Here is a 15,825-nt window from a genome sequence, read left to right as displayed (position 1 = left end):
TCGGATAGCCGCCGCGACGGGGCTGGATTAGGCGGAAAATTCCTTTGATATAGCGGGTGATGAGCTCCACGCCTGTCTACATCATCTGCTCGCCCCGGCCGCTGGTCGGCAAGACGCTGCTTGCGCGCCTGTTGAGCGAGTTCCTGCTGCTGAAGGATGGGGCGGTATCTTCCTTCGACATCAACCTGAAGGAACCATCGCTGCTCGAATATCTGCCGCGCATCACCGAGACGGCCGACGTGATGGACACCTATGGCAAGATGCAGCTCATGGATCGCCTGATCGTCGACGACGGCGTCGCCAAGGTGATCGACCTCGGCTTTCATGCGTTCGACGAGTTCTTCAAGATGATCAACGAGATCGGTTTCCTGAAGGAGGCCGCACGGCGTGGCGTGGCGCCGATCATCCTGTTCGTGGCCGATACCGACCGCGTCTCCGCGCGCGCTTATTCGACGTTACGGGAGCAGATCCCGCTGAAAGCGCTGATTACGGTCGACAACGAGTATGTGGTGCGTGGCGAACTGCCCGAGGCGATGGACCTGGGGCGGGTGCTGCGCATATCGGCGCTGCCCTCGTTCCTGAAAACCTATATCGACCGGCTGACCTTTTCCTTCACCAACTACCTGCGCAACGAGCGGGACACCTCGACCGAGCTGCATCAGTGGATCCGCAGGAACTACACCAGTTTTCGCGAGCTCGAGTTCAGCCTGCTGCCGCAGCGGCTGTGAAGCCTCTGCGACGGCAAATATTACCCGGGTAATATTGACGCTGAGCGGCCGGTCTGTTAGTGCCTCCTCCGACCCCAGCCATTTCCCGCGAGGCACCCCGTGACATCAGCCAGAAAGGCAGCCATCGCCGCCTACAAGGAACGAAAGACCATCGCGGGAGTCTTCGTCATCCGCTGCAAGGCGACCTCCGAGATATGGGTCGGCCAGACACCCAATCTCGAAAAAATCCAGAACCGCATCTGGTTCACACTGCGCCAGGGCAGCCACCCCTGCCACAGCCTGCAGGCGGCGTGGAGTGCGCACGGCCCCGACAGCCTGACGCTCGAGGAATGCGAGCGGCTGGAAGAGGAAGAAGTGCCTTACATCCGCGACGCGCTTTTGAAGGAGCGCGCGCTGCATTGGCGGTCGCGGTTCAATGCAGAGGCGGTGTGAACCCGCACCGACACAATAAGCAGTCGTCGTCCCTGCGAACGCAGCGACCCATACGCCGCGGCCTATCAATGGCGGGAGATGGTCGTGACCTTCTGCTCCAATTGGCGCCGGTGGTTATGGGTCCCTGCGTTCCGCAGGGACGACGACGCCTGGAGAGTTTCGCGCCGAAAAACCTAATGCCCCTCGAACGCCATCAGCGTACGCACCGGCACTTCCATCGCGCGCAGCTTGGCGGCGCCGCCGAGATCGGGCAGATCGATGATGAAGCAGGCCGCGACCACATTGGCGCCGATCTGGCGCAGCAATTTCACCGCGCCTTCCGCGGTGCCGCCGGTGGCGATGAGATCATCGACCAGGATGACGCGCTCGCCGGGATGGACCGCGTCGGCATGCATTTCCATCTCATCGAGGCCGTATTCCAGCGAATAGGCGATCCGCACGGTGGTGTGCGGCAGCTTGCCTTTTTTCCGGATCGGCACGAAGCCCGCGGATACCTGATGCGCCACCGCGCCACCGAGGATGAAGCCCCTCGCCTCGATGCCGGCGACCTTGTCGATCTTCAATCCCGCCCAGGGCTGCACCAGCTCATCGACGGCACGCCGGAAGGCGCGCGCATCCGCCAGCAGCGTCGTGATGTCGCGAAACAGGATGCCCTTTTTCGGGTAGTCCGGAATGGTGCGGACGGTGGCCTTGATGTCGTGATCGAATGTCATTGGTATCTCTTTCCAAATTCATTCCGGGCCGATGCGCTGCATCGAACTATGGTGCGCAATTGCGCACCTGAGAATCTCGAGATTCCGGGTCTGGTGCTAGCGCACCATCCCGGAATGACGCGCATAAAGTATTCCATTCAATTCATCCCACATTCAGCCGAAACGCATTCTCGACGATGCGCAGTCCCACCTCGCCACCGAGCGACATCAGCGATTCCGGGTGAAACTGCACGCCGCCGACCGGCAAGGTCTTGTGTTCGATCGCCATCGCGACGCCGTCCTCGGTGGTCGCGGTGACTTCGAGAACATCGGGCACGCTGTCGCGCTCGACATAGAGCGAATGATAGCGGCCGATCACGATCTCATTCGGCAGGTTCTGCATCAGCCGTCCGCCCCGCACCTGGATCCGCGACGGCCGTCCATGCGCCGGCTGGGTGAGCTGACCGAGCTGGCCGCCAAAATATTCGCCGATCGCCTGCACGCCGAGGCAGACACCGAAGATCGGCAGTTTTCGGTCGAGCGCCGTTCCAATGGTCTTCGAGATTCCAAAATCCTCCGGGCGACCCGGGCCCGGCGACAATACCAGGAGATCCCAGCCCTTCCGCTTCAGCATCTCCTGTGCATGCACGTGCCGGACCACGGTTACGCTTGCGCCGACCTGCCGGAAATAATCCGCCAGCATATGAACAAAACTGTCGTCGTGGTCGATCAAGAGCACCTTGCGGCCCGAACCGGTCGCGTCGGGTGCAAAGGTCGACAGCGGCTTCGGCGCATCGCCCCGCAGCGCCTGGAACAGCGCAGCTGCCTTCACCTGGCACTCGCGGTCCTCGGCGGCCGGATCGGAATCGAACAGGCAGGTGGCGCCGACGCGCACTTCGGCCAGCCCGTCCTTCATGCGGATGGTCCGGATGGTGAGCCCGGTGTTGATGCTGCCGTCGAAATTCACGGCACCGATGGCGCCGGCATACCAGCGCCGCGACGAACGCTCATTGTCCTCGACGAACTGCATGGCCCACAATTTCGGCGCACCGGTCACGGTGACTGCCCAGGCGTGGGTCAGGAAGGCATCGAGCGCATCGAAGCCAGGGCGCAGCATGCCTTCGACGTGATCGACCGTGTGGAACAGCTTCGAATAGGTTTCGATCTGCCGCCGCGCCAGCACCTTGATGGTGCCGGGGATGCAGACGCGCGCCTTGTCGTTGCGGTCGACGTCGGTGCACATGTTGAGCTCGAACTCGTCCTTCTCCGAGTTCAGCAATTGCCTGATTTGCTCGGCATCGCCGATCGCATCGACGCCGCGCGCAATCGTGCCCGAAATCGGACAGGTCTCGACCCGGCGGCCATCGGAGCGCACGAACATTTCCGGCGAGGCCGACACCAAAAATTCGCCGTCCCCGAGATTCATCAGCGCACCATAGGGCGACGGGTTGATGCGGCACAGCCGCTGGAACACTTCGGCCGGCGAACGCTCGCACGGCTCGGCGAACAATTGCCCGGGCACCGCCTCGAACAGATCGCCGCGCGCGAACGCCGCACGCGCGACCTCCACCGTTGCCTGATATTCGCCGGGCGCGTGATCGGCAAATCCCTGCCGCGGCGTTTTGGCGTAAACGCTCTCGGCGGTGTCGCGCGGCAGGCCCTGGGTGGACTTCCCCTTCCAGGAGAAATCGTAGCTCAGCACCACGCCACGGCCGGTGGCACGGTCGTAGGCCAAAAGGCGATCCGGCACGTAGAGCACGATATCGCGCTGGTCAGCCTCCCGCGCCCGCTTCTGCACGAGGTCCTCGATCTGGAACACGAGGTCGTAGGCGAAGGCGCCGAACAGGCCGAGCAGCGGATCGTCGTTTGCGGTGAAGGCGGCGACGAGATCGCGCACCAGCGACATCACGCTGGCACGGCGGGTGCGCTGGTCCTCCTCGACCGGCGCGGCGCCGCGGATGATGTGGCCGGCCATCCGCGTGGAGCTCCGCTCCGAAATGACGACGCAGGGCTCGCGCAGCACATCGCCGAGGAATGCGATCAGCACCTCGCCGCGTGCGTTCAACGCGCTCAGAGAGAAATTCGAGCCGGCCGTTTCCAGCACCAGCGGCGGATCGGCAAAGCCGAGGTCAAAACTTTCATAACGCCCCGGCACCGTGGTGCCGGAGGACAGCACCACGCCACGGCGGCGATCGAGCAGCTCGATCAGGTCGTCAAGGCGCTTGGCGTTGCCGGTGAACTGCTCGACGACGCGCGAAATCACGAGACCGCCCGCGGTCCGGTATTCGCTGTGCTCCGGCAGGGAGAAGGCTGTCCTGTTCATGTGATCCTCTTACGAAACTTCGGGAGGGAGCGCCACACAGGACAAACGAAGGACCGTCGCACTGCGATGGCGACCTTCGACGATTGAAAAAATGAAATCGCACCGGCCACCTCTTAGGAGGTGCGCCACCAGAGACGGGAGGGGGTAACAACGGTGCCCATGGGAACCTAATCACCATCCGGCGGAGGCGATGTCAAGGGAGGGGATCGCCGGGACGCCCGCCCCAAGCCCAACTTGGGGTGTCGGGCGGCGCCAAACCTGCGTAGGATTTGAGCAAGCAGCGGCGCTTTCAACGCGCAAAGATTGCAAACCATGGAGGCAAGGATGGCACTGCTGGGTCTGGGATATGCCGGCTTCGGATCTGATAACCTCGATGACTGGCGGCAGTTCGGGACCGGCCTCGTCGGCCTGCAGGCGGTCGAGCGCGGCAACTCGCTGCTGGCCTTCCGGATGGACGACCGCAAGCAGCGCATCGTCATCGACCGCGCGATGGGCGAAGGCACGCGCTTCTTCGGCTGGGAGGTCGCCGATAGCGCGGCGCTTGATGGGTTGGCGGGGCGGCTGGAAGCAGCCGGCGTGCATGTCGTGGCTGAACCGCAGACGCTGGCCGATGCGCGCCGCGTGCGCAGCCTGATCTCGTTCCATGACCCCGCCGGCAACCGGCTGGAGGCGTTCTACGGCGCCGAGATCGACGACACGCCGTTCGTGCCGGGGCGGTCGATCTCCGGCTTCCGCACCGGCCCGCTTGGGCTCGGGCACGCCGTGCTGACGGTGGAGAATATCGAGCCTGTCATGGCGTTCTACGTCGACCTGCTCGGCTTCGGCCTCTCCGACTACATCTCAAAACCGTTCCGCGCCTACTTCTTCCACGTCAACGCGCGGCATCACAGCCTGGCGTTGATCGAGACCGGCAGGAACGGCATGCACCATCTGATGGTTGAATTGTTCTCGCTCGACGACGTCGGCCAGTGCTACGACATCGCGCAGACGGAGGAAGGCCGCGTCAGCGTCACGCTCGGCCGCCACACCAACGATTTCATGACCTCGTTCTACGCCAAGACGCCGTCCGCGTTCATGATCGAATGCGGCTGGGGCGGCCGCGAAATCGATCCCGCAACATGGCAGCCGGTCGAGATGCATGACGGCCCGAGCCTGTGGGGCCACGAACGCGTCTGGCTGCCGCCGGAAGACCGCGAGGTCGCGCGCGAGATGCGCCTGCGCGCCGCGGCCTCCGGCCTGCGCGCGCCGGTGCAGGTGATGGAGGGTAATTACAAGCTGATGTCGGGGACGTGCGCGTGGTGGGATGGGGTGCGCGGCAACGCGTCTCGCTAGCGGCCCTATCTAAATTTCTGCCGGCGCATCTCGACGCGCATGTCGAACGTGAACGATGACCAGATCACCCCCTCGAACGCTGTGATAGACGAGGTATGGATAATGGGCCGTCGAGAACACCTGGACACCGGAGATGTCCGTCTCTCGCCCCAAACCAGGATATTCCGACAGCAGGCGGCTCGTGGCGCGTATTTGAGCGATGACGGCAGTTGCCGCGCGCGGGCTGTATTGCGCAATATGCTGGTAGATTTCCGCGATGTCAGCGCGGGCACGCGGCGTGTACCGCAGTCTCACAGGCCGGACTTCGTCCAGAGGTCGGCCATTTCCTCATCGCTCGCGAACTCTCCGCGCTCGGCCTGTCCGAGACCTTCAAGCACGGCGGCGCGGTGGGCCTCGGGGACAATGAACGGATCGCCGCCGGCAGCAGCGATCTGTTCCAACAATTCCGCGACATAAGCCTGCCGATCTTCGGGGAGCTTGCGCACCTTTTCGATGGCGTCTTCAAGAACCTTGGTCATTGAACCATTATACAGCAACGCGAGATGGATTGCGAGATATGGGTCCAACGCACTTTCGTCCGTTACGATCCGCTCGCCTACTCCCGATAGCACCCGTGCTCGATCTCGTCGATCAGGCTGCGTGCCCGCGGCTGCCACCCGAGTTCGTCTCGCGCGCGTTTCGCCCGCACCCTGCTGTTCGACGCCATCGTGTCCTCTGCCGTCCCCTCGCCCCATTCGGCGGCGGCTTCGGCCACCGACATCGCCGTCGGCGGTCCTGCAAAACCCAGCATGCGGTTAATGGCCTCGCACGCTTCGCGCATCGAGCTCTCGCCATTCTCGGCGAAATAGAAGCTACCTGCCGGCGCCTTCTCGATGGCAAGCGCGTAGAGCGTCACGAGATCGTCGATATGCACGTTCGACCAGATGTTCTCGCCGGGCCCGGCATGTGCGGCGTTGCCGCGCTTTTTTGCGAGATTGATCAGCAACGGCACCTGCACGCTGTCTCGCCCAGCGCCATGACCGAGGCCATAGATCAGGCTCGGACAGATGATGACCGGACGGCATCCCTTGTCGCGATGGGACAGAATGAACTCGTTCAGCGCAACCCGCGCCGCGCGCGCGGGCGACGGCGTAATTGGCGTGTCTTCGTCGAAGATCGCATCCGATCGCTGGCCCTTGGCGCGGGTGCCGACGATGCTCGATCCCGATGTGTGGATGAACGGCTTGCCGCTTCCGGCGAGCGCGCCGAGCAGGCTCTCGACCGCGCCTCTGTGATCGGCACTCGCAGCATTGACGACGACGTCGGCGGCCCGCGCGGCTTGCGCCAGGATGTCCCTGTCGTCGAGCGTTCCCAGCACGGGCTGGACGCCTCGCGCGGGAACCGCTTCGGCTTTTTCAGGCGAGCGAACCAATCCGGTCACCTGATGTCCGGCGGCGATGAGATGAGCCGCAACAGACCCGCCGATATAGCCCGATGCGCCCGTGCAGAAGATTTTCATGCGCGGCTAACTCCTTCGCCGAGATGCGCTCAACTCAGCCGAGATGCTTCCTGAAAAACTCCGTCGCCCGGCCCCAGGCAAGCTCGGCGGCCTGGCGGTCATGCACGGCCATGCGCTGCTCGTTCACGAAGGCATGTTCGGCATCGTAGCGGAACAGTTCGAGCGACTTGCCGGCGTCCTTCATCGCCTTTTCAAAAGCGTCGACCGCGGCCGGCGTGCACCAGTCGTCCTTGTTGGCGAAATGCGCCTGCAGCGGGATTTTCACGTCGGCCGGTTTGGCGGCCTGCTCCGGCGGGATGCCGTAGAACACGACGCCCGCCGTGAGCTCCGGAACCTTGGTCGCACCGATGATGGTTACGGCGCCGCCGAGGCAGAAGCCGGTGAGCCCCACCTTGGCGCCGTTGCGCGACAGGTATTGCGCGGCGCCCCGCACCGTCTGCGTGGTGGCGTCCATGAAATCCAGCGAGTTCATCTGCGCATTGGCCGCGTCCGTATCGTGATATGGCACCACGACGCCCTTGTAGAGATCCGGCGCCAGCGCATCGAAGCCGGCCGCCGCAAAGCGATCGCACAGGCCCTTGATGTTCTCCGACAGGCCCCACCATTCCTGCACCACCACCACGCCCGGCGCGTTGCCGCGCGCGGCATTGGCGAGATAGCCGGCGGTTTCCTTGCCGTCCGGACGCTTGAAGGTGATGTGGGTGCCCATGGGTTCCTCCGCTGATTTCTGGATCGGTTGCAGTCATTTTGGCCGCTGCGGGATCGGGACGCAATCGCCCCCACCGTCATTCCGGGGCGATGCGAAAGCATCGAACTATGGGGCGCCCCTTGCGCCCCTGAGAATCTCGAGATTCCGGGTCTGGTGCTTGCGCACCATCCCGGAATGACGTCGCCCAACAACAAAAAAGCCCCCGAAGGGGCCTTTCCGAATTCATGACGCTTCAACGAAGCTCAGTGCGCGTTGGCCCAGACCTTCTTCTTGGTGAAGTACAGGAGCACGGTGAGCAGGATCAGGAACACGAACACCTGCAGGCCGAGCTGCTTGCGCGCTTCCATGTGCGGCTCTGCGGCCCACATCAGGAAGTGGGTGACGTCCTTGGCGTATTGCGCAACCGTGGCCGGCGAGCCGTCGTCGTAGGTGACCTGACCGTCGTTCAGCGGCTTCGGCATCTTGATAGCGTGGCCGGGGAAGTAGGTGTTGTAGTAGGAACCTTCCGGCAGATTGAAGCCAGCCGGCGGCTTGTCCTCATAGCCCTGCAACAGCGCCGTTACGTAGTCCGGTCCCTGCTCCTGATACTGGGTGAAGAAGTCGATCAGGAACATTGGGAAGCCACGGCCGTAGCTGCGCGCCTTGGTAATCAGCGACAGGTCCGGTGGAAAAGCGCCGCCATTGGCCGCACGCGCCGCCTGCTCGTTGGGGAACGGCGACGGGAAATAATCGGCGGGCCGGCCCGGCCGCTCGAACATCTCGCCCTGGTCGTTCGGGCCGTCCTTGACCTTGTATTCGGAGGCGAACGCCTGGGCCTGGGCCACCGAGTAACCAGGACCGCCGGTTTCGGCGAGATTGCGGAAGGCGACGAACGACAGGCCATGGCAGGAGGCGCAGACCTCCTTGTAGACCTTCAGACCGCGCTGCATGGCGCCGCGGTCGAACTTGCCGAACGGGCCCGAAAACGACCACTTCTGCGCCGGCGGCTTGCTGCTGCCTTCGGCGGCGCGAGCGCTCTCGGCGCCGCCCAGGAGCAGACCGCCGGCCACCATCAGCGCGATCACGGCCGAGACCATCGGCGCAGCCTTGCCGCCCGACTTAGCCAGCACGTCGTCCGCGATCGAATTCGGCACCGGACGGGGCTTCTCGATCCGCGACAGCAACGGCAGCAGGATCAGGAAATAGGCGAAGTAGAGGAAGGTCAGGATGCGGCCGACGATGACATAGATGCCCTCCGGCGGCTGCGCGCCGAGATAGCCGAGCCCGATGCAGACGGCGACAAAAACCCAGAAGAACTGCTTGGCCAGCGGACGATATTTCGACGAGCGCGTTTTGGCGCTGTCGAGCCAGGGCAGGAAGGCCAGGATGAGGATCGCACCGAACATCGCAATAACGCCGGCAAGCTTGTTCGGGATCGAGCGCAGGATCGCGTAGAACGGCAGGTAGTACCATTCCGGTACGATGTGCGCGGGCGTTACCGCGGGATTGGCCGGGATGTAGTTCTCGGGGTCGCCGAGATAGTTCGGCATGTAGAAGATGAACCAGGCGAAGAACAGCAGGAAGCAGGAGACGCCGAACATGTCCTTCATGGTCGCGTAAGGCGTGAACGGCACCGTGTCCTTTTCGGTCTTCGCCTCGACGCCGGCCGGATTGTTCTGGCCCGCCACGTGCAGCGCCCAGATATGCAGCACGACCACGCCGGCGATCACGAACGGCAGCAGGTAGTGCAGCGAAAAGAACCGGTTCAGCGTCGGATTGCCGACGGCATAGCCGCCCCACAGCAGCGTCACGATGCTCTCGCCGAAATAGGGCACGGCCGAGAACAGGTTGGTGATCACGGTGGCGCCCCAGAAGCTCATCTGGCCCCACGGCAGCACGTAGCCCATGAAGCCGGTCGCCATCATCAGGAGATAGATGATGACGCCGAGGATCCAGAGCACTTCGCGCGGCTCCTTGTACGACCCGTAATAGAGGCCGCGGAACATGTGGATGTAGACCGCGAAGAAGAACATCGAGGCGCCGCTGGCGTGGATGTTGCGCAGCAGCCAGCCGTAGTTGACATCGCGGACGATGAGTTCGACCGACTTGAACGCCATGTCGGCATGCGGCGTGTAGTGCATCGCCAGGATCACGCCGGTCAGGATCTGCACGCCCAGCATGAACGAAAGGATGGCGCCGAACGTCCACCAGTAGTTCAGGTTACGCGGCGTCGGATACGCCACGAACGACGAATGCATGAGTCCCATGATCGGGAGGCGCCGTTCGATCCACTTCAAGGCGGGATTGGTCGGCTGGAAATCGGATGGTCCGCTCATTGATGCGATCCTGAGGAAGTAAAACGACGCAACGGCTTAAGGGCGGTCTCGGACTGGCGTCCGAGCCCTTAGCCGATCTGGATTTTGGTATCGGAAACGAAGGTATAGGGCGGCACGGCCAGATTGGTCGGCGCGGGCCCCTGCCGAATCCGGCCCGAAGTGTCGTACACCGAACCGTGGCACGGACAGAAGAAGCCGTCGTACTGGCCCTCATGGGCGATCGGGATGCAGCCGAGGTGGGTGCAGATACCGACCACGACCAGCCACTGGTCATGGCCCGACTTGACCCGCGCCTCGTCGCTCTGCGGATCGGGCAGGCTCGATACCGACACCGCGCGGGCCTCGTCGATCTGCTTCTTGGTCCGGTGGCTGATGTAAATCGGCTTGCCGCGCCAGAACACCTTGATGTCCTGTCCTTCGGCGATTGGGGTCAGGTCGACCTCGATCGGCGCACCGGCCGCGACCGTGGAGGCATCCGGATTCATTTGCGAAACCAGCGGCCACACCGTGGCAGCCGCGCCTACGGCGGCGACGGCTCCCGTTGCAACAAAAAGGAAATCACGGCGTGTCGGATGGTCCGCCGAAGACGCTGTCGTCACGATCTCAAGCCCTTTCTTGTCTGCAGCCAGCGGAACCGCCCCGGACCCGCGCAAAAGCGCGCCCCGGAAGAGGCTGCCGGCGCCCGCGGCCCCCGCGGCGGCAGAAAAACCGCTTTTCCTCCCCCATTCCGGCGGAACAAGCAGTCCAGAATCGTTCTATTGGCACCCTTGCCGAGAGAGCGCAAGCCCGCTATCGGCTCGATAGCGTGCAATGCACTAAATCCGCGCCCGGCCGTGATTTATTCGAAACATTTCATTCGCGCCACCAAAGCCTGACCCCATGCAGATTGCGCTTTTCCAGCCCGATATCCCCCAGAACACCGGGACGATTCTGCGCCTGTGTGCCTGCCTGGGCGTGGCCGCCCATATCATTGAGCCGGCGGGATTCCCGACCTCCGACCGGCATTTCCGCCGCGCGGGAATGGACTATCTCGATCATGTCGTCCTGACCCGCCATGACTCATGGTCAAAATTCGAGCAATGGCGTAACGAGGCTGGTTCCCGGCTGGTACTGTTTACGACCAAAGCGGCCGGTTCCTATCTGGATTTCCGCTACCGAAGTGACGACGTCCTGTTGTTCGGGCGGGAATCCGCAGGAGTTACCGACGAGGTCGTCTCCGCGGCCGACGCTCGGGTGACGATCCCGATAAGGCCGGGCTTGCGTTCGCTCAATGTGGCGATGGCGGCCGCCATGGCACTAGGCGAGGCGATGCGTCAGACGGGTCATCCGATTGCAGGCGAGATCGGGTCCAAGGAGAAGGTGTGAGCTACGCGGTCAAGGAAATATTTCTGACGTTGCAGGGCGAAGGCGCACATGCCGGCCGCGCGGCAGTGTTTTGCCGCTTTTCCGGCTGCAACCTCTGGAGCGGCCGCGAACAGGACCGCGTGAGCGCCACCTGCCAGTTCTGCGATACCGACTTTGTCGGCACCGACGGCACGCTCGGCGGCCGCTATGCCACGGCGGACGAACTCGCCGACACCATCGCCGGGCAATGGACCGGCGAGAATACCAACCGCTACGTGGTCCTGACCGGCGGCGAGCCTCTGCTGCAGGTCGATCCCCCCTTTATCGATGCGCTGCATGCGCGCGGCTTCGCCATTGGCATCGAGACCAACGGCACGATCGAACCGCCCGAAGGGATGGACTGGGTCTGCGTCAGCCCGAAAGCCGGCGCCGATCTCGTAGTGCGCCGCGGCCACGAATTGAAGCTGGTCTATCCGCAGGCGGGCGCGGCGCCGGAAGATTTTGCGAGGCTCGATTTTGAGCGCTTTTCGCTGCAGCCGATGGATGGACCCGACGTGCTGGAAAACACTGCGCGTGCGGTCGACTACTGCCTGCGCCATCCGCAATGGCGGCTCAGCCTGCAGACGCACAAGACGCTTGGCATCAGATAGGATTTAGATTTTCAAGATGTGGGAATTGACGAAATCGTTTCGCTTCGAAGCTGCGCATTCCCTGAAGGGAACGACCTTCGGCGCGGCCAGCGAGGAAATTCACGGCCACTCGTTTCGCGCCGAAGTGAGCGTGCGCGGCACGCCCGATCCGGAAACCGGCATGGTGCTGGATCTCGGCCTGCTGGAGCGCAGCATGGAAGAGGTTCGGAAAGCACTCGACCACAAGCTCCTCAACAAGGTCGAGGCGCTGGGGACGCCGACGCTGGAAAACATTTCGCGCTATATCTTCGAGCGGGTCCAGCACGCAGGCAAGGTCACGCGCGTCAGCGTTCATCGCGACAGTTGTAACGAGAGCTGCACGTATTTCGGGCCGCAAGGCTAACTTCACCGTCATTGCGAGGAGCGCAAGCGACGAAGCAATCCATTCTTTTCTCGTGGCATCATGGATTGCTTCGCTTCGCTCGCAATGACGGAAAGGTAACGTTGGGAATTCCTAATGGACGTATCCGTCATCGAAGATCGCAAGACGCGCGCGAGAGCCTGGTTCGAAGCGCTGCGCAACGACATCTGCACGGCCTTCGAAAAGCTGGAGGACGATGCGCCGCCTGCCCTCTATCCCGGCGAAGCCGGTCGCTTCGTGCGCACGCCCTGGGACCGCACCGACCACACCGGCAAGCCCGGCGGCGGCGGGGTGATGTCGATGATGTGCGGGCGGCTGTTCGAGAAGGTCGGCGTGCACTGCTCGACCGTGCATGGCGAGTTCGCGCCGGAATTCCGCGCGCAGATACCCGGCGCGGCCGACGATCCCAGGTTCTGGGCGTCGGGCATTTCGCTGATCGCGCACATGCGCAACCCGAATGTGCCGGCGGTGCACATGAACACCCGCTTCGTGGTCACCACCAAGGCCTGGTTCGGCGGCGGGGCGGATCTGACGCCGGTGCTCGACCGCCGGCGCACCCAGGAGGATCCCGACACGCTCGCCTTCCATCAGGCGATGAAAGAGGCCTGCGGCGGACCGAACAGCGTTGCCGACTACGACAAATACAAAAAATGGTGTGACGAATATTTCTATCTGCCGCACCGCAAGGAAGCACGCGGCATCGGCGGCATCTTCTACGACTGGCACGATTCAGGTGACTGGGACGCCGACCTCGCCTTTACCCAGGAGGTCGGCCGCGCCTTCCTGAAAATCTATCCTGAACTGGTCCGCCGCAATTTCGCCCTTCCCTGGAATGCCGCCGACCGTGAGGAACAGTTGATCCGGCGCGGGCGCTACGTCGAGTTCAACCTGCTCTACGACCGCGGCACGATCTTTGGGCTAAAGACGGGCGGCAATGTGGATTCCATCCTCTCGTCGATGCCGCCGGAGGTAAAGTGGCCATGATCGCATGATCGGGTTGTCATGACTGATCGCTATGGTGCGATTCGTGTCATGTAATCCGAGGAGTAGATCATGGATTTGAAACCAGGCGACGTCGTCATTCTGAAGTCCGGCGGCCATCCGCTCAGTGTGGTGGAGGTCAAAGACGGCAACGTTGCATGCGTATGGATGGGCAATGAAGGCGATCTGTTCCGCGAGACGCTGCCGCTTGCCGTCCTGGAGCTCGCCGAAGCTGATACGTCGGAGGACGACGAAGACGAAGAAGACGACGAAGACGAGGACGAAGAGGAAGCCGAGGACGAGGAAGAGGACGACCGCGCCAACAAGGTTGCGTGAGGCACTTTTTGACGCCGCCGGGCTTCCATGGTCCGGCGGCGTGGTTTCCCGGGATTGGACCCGGTGCGGGTGATCTGATATTCGCGGCAGGTCCGCCGCTGTTTCCCGCGGCCGACGACGCTTGAAGTGAGATGGCCGCGAAACAATGACCCACCTGCCCCGCGCGATGCTGATCGATATGGACGACACCATCCTGTCGGCCTACGGACGTCCGGAGATCGCCTGGCACAATGTCACGTCCGAGTTCGCCGCTGAGTTCGGGCCCCTGACCTCGCAGCAGGTTGCCGCCGCCGTTCTGGATTCCGCGCGCAAATTCTGGACTGTTGCCGAAGCTGAATGGCGGCTGAAGCTCGATGAAGCACGGCGCATCACCGTCAGGAACGGATTTGCCGCGCTTGCCGAAGACGGTCACGTCCTGCCGGAGGACCTCGCGACACGGTTGGCAGACCGCTTCACCGCCTACCGCGAAGAGGAGATGTTCGTCTTCCCCGGCGCGCATGACGCCATCGACGAATTGAAGGCACGCGGCGTGAAGCTGGCGCTGGTGACGAACGGCGCCGCGGGTACCCAGCGCGCCAAGGTCGAACGCTTCGCGCTGTCGCACCGCTTCGATCACATCCAGATCGAGGGCGAGCACGGTTTCGGCAAACCGGACGAGCGCGCTTATCTGCACGCGATGCAGGCGCTCGGCGTCACCGCGCCCGAGACCTGGATGATCGGCGACAATCTGGAATGGGAGGTGGTGGCGCCGCAGCGGCTCGGCATCTATGCCATCTGGATCGACGTGCATGGCGATGGCCTGCCGCCGGATTCCACCGTGAAGCCCGATCGCATCATCCGCTCGCTGACAGAACTTTTGCCTGGCGAGCCCGCCTGACCCTCTAGCTCCATTGTCCGGCTGGCCGCCGCATCGCACGATCGCGTGTAATGTGAGCTGCCTCACAGCGCGAAAGCAGGCCATCCCAGATCGTGCCGCCGTGGTTCCAAGGTTGAAGTCCAAGGATGGGGAGTTCACCGATGCCGAACGACGACACGCATAAGCCCCCGCCTGCGGCGGACGATACTGCACCGAAATTCGCCCCGCTGAGATGGCTCTGGAGATTCAATCACGGGCTCGACATCGTCAAAGGTCTGTCGATGGTCACCGTGCTGAGCAGCCTTGCGGTCGGCTATCTTCAATATCTCAACGCCTATCAGGAAAAGGTGAGCAGCCATGCCAAGGAAGACATGGCGGCTGCGACCACGACGTTCACGGAGATCTCACGCGCATTCTTCGAACTGCAGGCACTGCAGCAAACGCTCTATTCCGATTTCACCCGCGCCGTCCGGGACAGAGCAGACGAAAGCGACAAGGCGCTCGTCACCAAAAATGCGCGCGCGATTTCCGAGCGTTACGAAAACGCGCGGATCGCACTGCGCGAGAATATCGACATGCTGACGCGAAAGGCGGAGGTTTATATCGACTGGGCCAGCGACACCTATCGCGATCCGGCCGAGAAACATAACGTCGGTGACGACCCGTTGTCACGGCAGGTGCTGCGCGACTACGCCTTCGACTGTTCCGACAAGTACAATTTTCCGGCGTTTGGCAACGTGCATGCCGAGAATGACGATACACCCGCCAAGCAGGTTGCAGACGATGAATATTGCGCGATTGCCGAGAAGCGGGGCGTCGACAACAAGACCATGCCGAAAGATGCATTCGTCCGGATCTGTGCCGGCCCCAACGACAAGGCAAGTAAGCGAATCTACTGGTACAGCGCCAAGCACCATGTTCTGACGATGCATTATTGTTTCGAGGCAGCACACACCAGACTGGCGGCCGCGCGGCAATGGGCCTCCCACAGCGAGCGGGACGCCGCGAAGGAACGAGAAATCGTCGAACGAGAGAAGGAGATCAACGCCCAACTGGATGATCTTGCCGGACGGGTCAGCGCATTCAGCAGCCTGGCGCTGTATCAGATGGAGCGAATCCGAGTGAAATATCGTCCGGTCGGCTTCCTCTGCAGCGTGCCGCTGGTCCGCAACATACCGAGAATCAACTGCTTCCCGATCCGCACTGCGTCGCTGACGCATTAACACCGG

18 protein-coding genes are annotated in these 15,825 nt (G+C 62.9%); 10 read left to right on the top strand and 8 right to left on the bottom strand.

Features of this window, described 5'->3' with window-relative positions; translation table 11 throughout:
- Nucleotides 1-59: 59 nt before the first annotated feature.
- The gene (locus V1292_RS15505; RefSeq protein ID WP_334373603.1) at nt 60-728 is read left to right on the top strand and encodes a hypothetical protein; all 669 of its coding nucleotides are present in this window, start codon (nt 60-62) and stop codon (nt 726-728) included.
- A 99-nt stretch (nt 729-827) separates the two neighbouring features.
- The gene (locus V1292_RS15500) at nt 828-1,160 is read left to right on the top strand and encodes a GIY-YIG nuclease family protein (protein ID WP_334373602.1); all 333 of its coding nucleotides are present in this window, start codon (nt 828-830) and stop codon (nt 1,158-1,160) included.
- A 173-nt stretch (nt 1,161-1,333) separates the two neighbouring features.
- Here V1292_RS15500 and V1292_RS15495 read toward each other — a convergent pair whose 3' ends face one another.
- Together V1292_RS15495 and V1292_RS15490 are read right to left on the bottom strand one after the other, a co-directional pair.
- Nucleotides 1,334-1,873: an adenine phosphoribosyltransferase gene (locus V1292_RS15495; protein ID WP_057841738.1), complete on the bottom strand. Its 540-nt coding sequence runs from the start codon at nt 1,871-1,873 to the stop codon at nt 1,334-1,336.
- A gap of 142 nt (nt 1,874-2,015) precedes the next feature.
- Nucleotides 2,016-4,175: an anthranilate synthase component I gene (locus V1292_RS15490; RefSeq protein WP_334373601.1), complete on the bottom strand. Its 2,160-nt coding sequence runs from the start codon at nt 4,173-4,175 to the stop codon at nt 2,016-2,018.
- 324 nt (nt 4,176-4,499) lie between these two features.
- On the opposite strand from V1292_RS15490, the gene V1292_RS15485 reads away from it, so the two are divergent.
- A complete protein-coding gene (locus tag V1292_RS15485; protein ID WP_334373600.1) occupies nt 4,500-5,507 on the top strand; it encodes a VOC family protein in 1,008 nt (335 codons plus the stop codon).
- Between the two features lie 9 nt (nt 5,508-5,516).
- Here V1292_RS15485 and V1292_RS33875 read toward each other — a convergent pair whose 3' ends face one another.
- The 6 genes from V1292_RS33875 to petA all read right to left on the bottom strand — a co-directional run bounded on the left by V1292_RS33875 (nt 5,517) and on the right by petA (nt 10,628).
- Entirely contained in the window at nt 5,517-5,801 is a 285-nt protein-coding gene (locus V1292_RS33875; protein WP_442895528.1) for a type II toxin-antitoxin system RelE/ParE family toxin, read from the bottom strand.
- A complete protein-coding gene (locus V1292_RS15480) occupies nt 5,798-6,025 on the bottom strand; it encodes a hypothetical protein (RefSeq protein WP_334373599.1) in 228 nt (75 codons plus the stop codon). The genes V1292_RS33875 and V1292_RS15480 overlap by 4 nt, the downstream gene beginning before the upstream one ends.
- Before the next feature lie 77 nt (nt 6,026-6,102).
- Complete coding sequence (locus V1292_RS15475; RefSeq protein ID WP_334373598.1) at nt 6,103-7,005, bottom strand: NAD-dependent epimerase/dehydratase family protein; 903 nt, start codon at nt 7,003-7,005, stop codon at nt 6,103-6,105.
- Between the two features lie 34 nt (nt 7,006-7,039).
- On the bottom strand, nt 7,040-7,714 hold the full coding sequence (locus V1292_RS15470; RefSeq protein WP_334373597.1) for a dienelactone hydrolase family protein: 675 nt from the start codon (nt 7,712-7,714) through the stop codon (nt 7,040-7,042).
- A 242-nt stretch (nt 7,715-7,956) separates the two neighbouring features.
- Nucleotides 7,957-10,029: a cytochrome c1 gene (locus V1292_RS15465; protein WP_334373596.1), complete on the bottom strand. Its 2,073-nt coding sequence runs from the start codon at nt 10,027-10,029 to the stop codon at nt 7,957-7,959.
- Between the two features lie 68 nt (nt 10,030-10,097).
- Nucleotides 10,098-10,628 (bottom strand): ubiquinol-cytochrome c reductase iron-sulfur subunit, encoded by a 531-nt coding sequence (petA, locus tag V1292_RS15460; RefSeq protein ID WP_334373595.1) that lies wholly within the window; start codon nt 10,626-10,628, stop codon nt 10,098-10,100.
- 280 nt (nt 10,629-10,908) lie between these two features.
- Between petA and V1292_RS15455 the strand changes: the two genes are divergently transcribed.
- From V1292_RS15455 to V1292_RS15425, 7 genes are all read left to right on the top strand, one after another.
- A complete protein-coding gene (locus V1292_RS15455; protein WP_334373594.1) occupies nt 10,909-11,394 on the top strand; it encodes a tRNA (cytidine(34)-2'-O)-methyltransferase in 486 nt (161 codons plus the stop codon).
- Nucleotides 11,391-12,023, top strand: a complete 633-nt coding sequence (queE, locus tag V1292_RS15450) for a 7-carboxy-7-deazaguanine synthase (RefSeq protein ID WP_334373593.1) — start codon at nt 11,391-11,393, stop codon at nt 12,021-12,023. The genes V1292_RS15455 and queE overlap by 4 nt, the downstream gene beginning before the upstream one ends.
- 16 nt (nt 12,024-12,039) lie before the next feature.
- Nucleotides 12,040-12,405 carry a 6-carboxytetrahydropterin synthase gene (locus V1292_RS15445; protein WP_334373592.1) on the top strand — a complete coding sequence of 122 codons (366 nt, stop codon included), beginning with the start codon at nt 12,040-12,042 and terminating at the stop codon, nt 12,403-12,405.
- Between the two features lie 114 nt (nt 12,406-12,519).
- Nucleotides 12,520-13,407, top strand: coding sequence for an oxygen-dependent coproporphyrinogen oxidase (hemF, locus tag V1292_RS15440; protein WP_334373591.1), 888 nt, complete (start codon nt 12,520-12,522; stop codon nt 13,405-13,407).
- Between the two features lie 69 nt (nt 13,408-13,476).
- The gene (locus V1292_RS15435) at nt 13,477-13,740 is read left to right on the top strand and encodes a YodC family protein (protein ID WP_065745887.1); all 264 of its coding nucleotides are present in this window, start codon (nt 13,477-13,479) and stop codon (nt 13,738-13,740) included.
- Nucleotides 13,741-13,885: 145 nt separating this feature from the next.
- The gene (locus V1292_RS15430) at nt 13,886-14,617 is read left to right on the top strand and encodes an HAD family hydrolase (protein WP_334373590.1); all 732 of its coding nucleotides are present in this window, start codon (nt 13,886-13,888) and stop codon (nt 14,615-14,617) included.
- Between the two features lie 140 nt (nt 14,618-14,757).
- Nucleotides 14,758-15,819, top strand: coding sequence for a hypothetical protein (locus V1292_RS15425; RefSeq protein ID WP_334373589.1), 1,062 nt, complete (start codon nt 14,758-14,760; stop codon nt 15,817-15,819).
- Nucleotides 15,820-15,825: the final 6 nt, after the last annotated feature.

The organism is Bradyrhizobium sp. AZCC 1719, assembly GCF_036924525.1.
In the GTDB taxonomy this organism is placed as follows: domain Bacteria; phylum Pseudomonadota; class Alphaproteobacteria; order Rhizobiales; family Xanthobacteraceae; genus Bradyrhizobium.
The sequence above is the reverse complement of the archived record's forward strand: the minus strand, read 5'-3'. Positions and strand labels throughout refer to the sequence as shown.

Excerpts from the sequence above, each read along its gene's own strand:
- V1292_RS15505 (WP_334373603.1), top strand. The coding sequence starts at position 60 with ATGAGCTCCACGCCTGTCTACATCATCTGCTCGCCCCGGCCGCTGGTC.
- V1292_RS15495 (WP_057841738.1), bottom strand. The coding sequence starts at position 1,873 with ATGACATTCGATCACGACATCAAGGCCACCGTCCGCACCATTCCGGAC.
- V1292_RS15490 (WP_334373601.1), bottom strand. The coding sequence starts at position 4,175 with ATGAACAGGACAGCCTTCTCCCTGCCGGAGCACAGCGAATACCGGACC.
- V1292_RS15485 (WP_334373600.1), top strand. The coding sequence starts at position 4,500 with ATGGCACTGCTGGGTCTGGGATATGCCGGCTTCGGATCTGATAACCTC.
- V1292_RS15480 (WP_334373599.1), bottom strand. The coding sequence starts at position 6,025 with ATGACCAAGGTTCTTGAAGACGCCATCGAAAAGGTGCGCAAGCTCCCC.
- V1292_RS15475 (WP_334373598.1), bottom strand. The coding sequence starts at position 7,005 with ATGAAAATCTTCTGCACGGGCGCATCGGGCTATATCGGCGGGTCTGTT.
- V1292_RS15470 (WP_334373597.1), bottom strand. The coding sequence starts at position 7,714 with ATGGGCACCCACATCACCTTCAAGCGTCCGGACGGCAAGGAAACCGCC.
- V1292_RS15465 (WP_334373596.1), bottom strand. The coding sequence starts at position 10,029 with ATGAGCGGACCATCCGATTTCCAGCCGACCAATCCCGCCTTGAAGTGG.
- V1292_RS15455 (WP_334373594.1), top strand. The coding sequence starts at position 10,909 with ATGCAGATTGCGCTTTTCCAGCCCGATATCCCCCAGAACACCGGGACG.
- V1292_RS15445 (WP_334373592.1), top strand. The coding sequence starts at position 12,040 with ATGTGGGAATTGACGAAATCGTTTCGCTTCGAAGCTGCGCATTCCCTG.
- hemF (WP_334373591.1), top strand. The coding sequence starts at position 12,520 with ATGGACGTATCCGTCATCGAAGATCGCAAGACGCGCGCGAGAGCCTGG.
- V1292_RS15435 (WP_065745887.1), top strand. The coding sequence starts at position 13,477 with ATGGATTTGAAACCAGGCGACGTCGTCATTCTGAAGTCCGGCGGCCAT.
- V1292_RS15430 (WP_334373590.1), top strand. The coding sequence starts at position 13,886 with ATGACCCACCTGCCCCGCGCGATGCTGATCGATATGGACGACACCATC.
- V1292_RS15425 (WP_334373589.1), top strand. The coding sequence starts at position 14,758 with ATGCCGAACGACGACACGCATAAGCCCCCGCCTGCGGCGGACGATACT.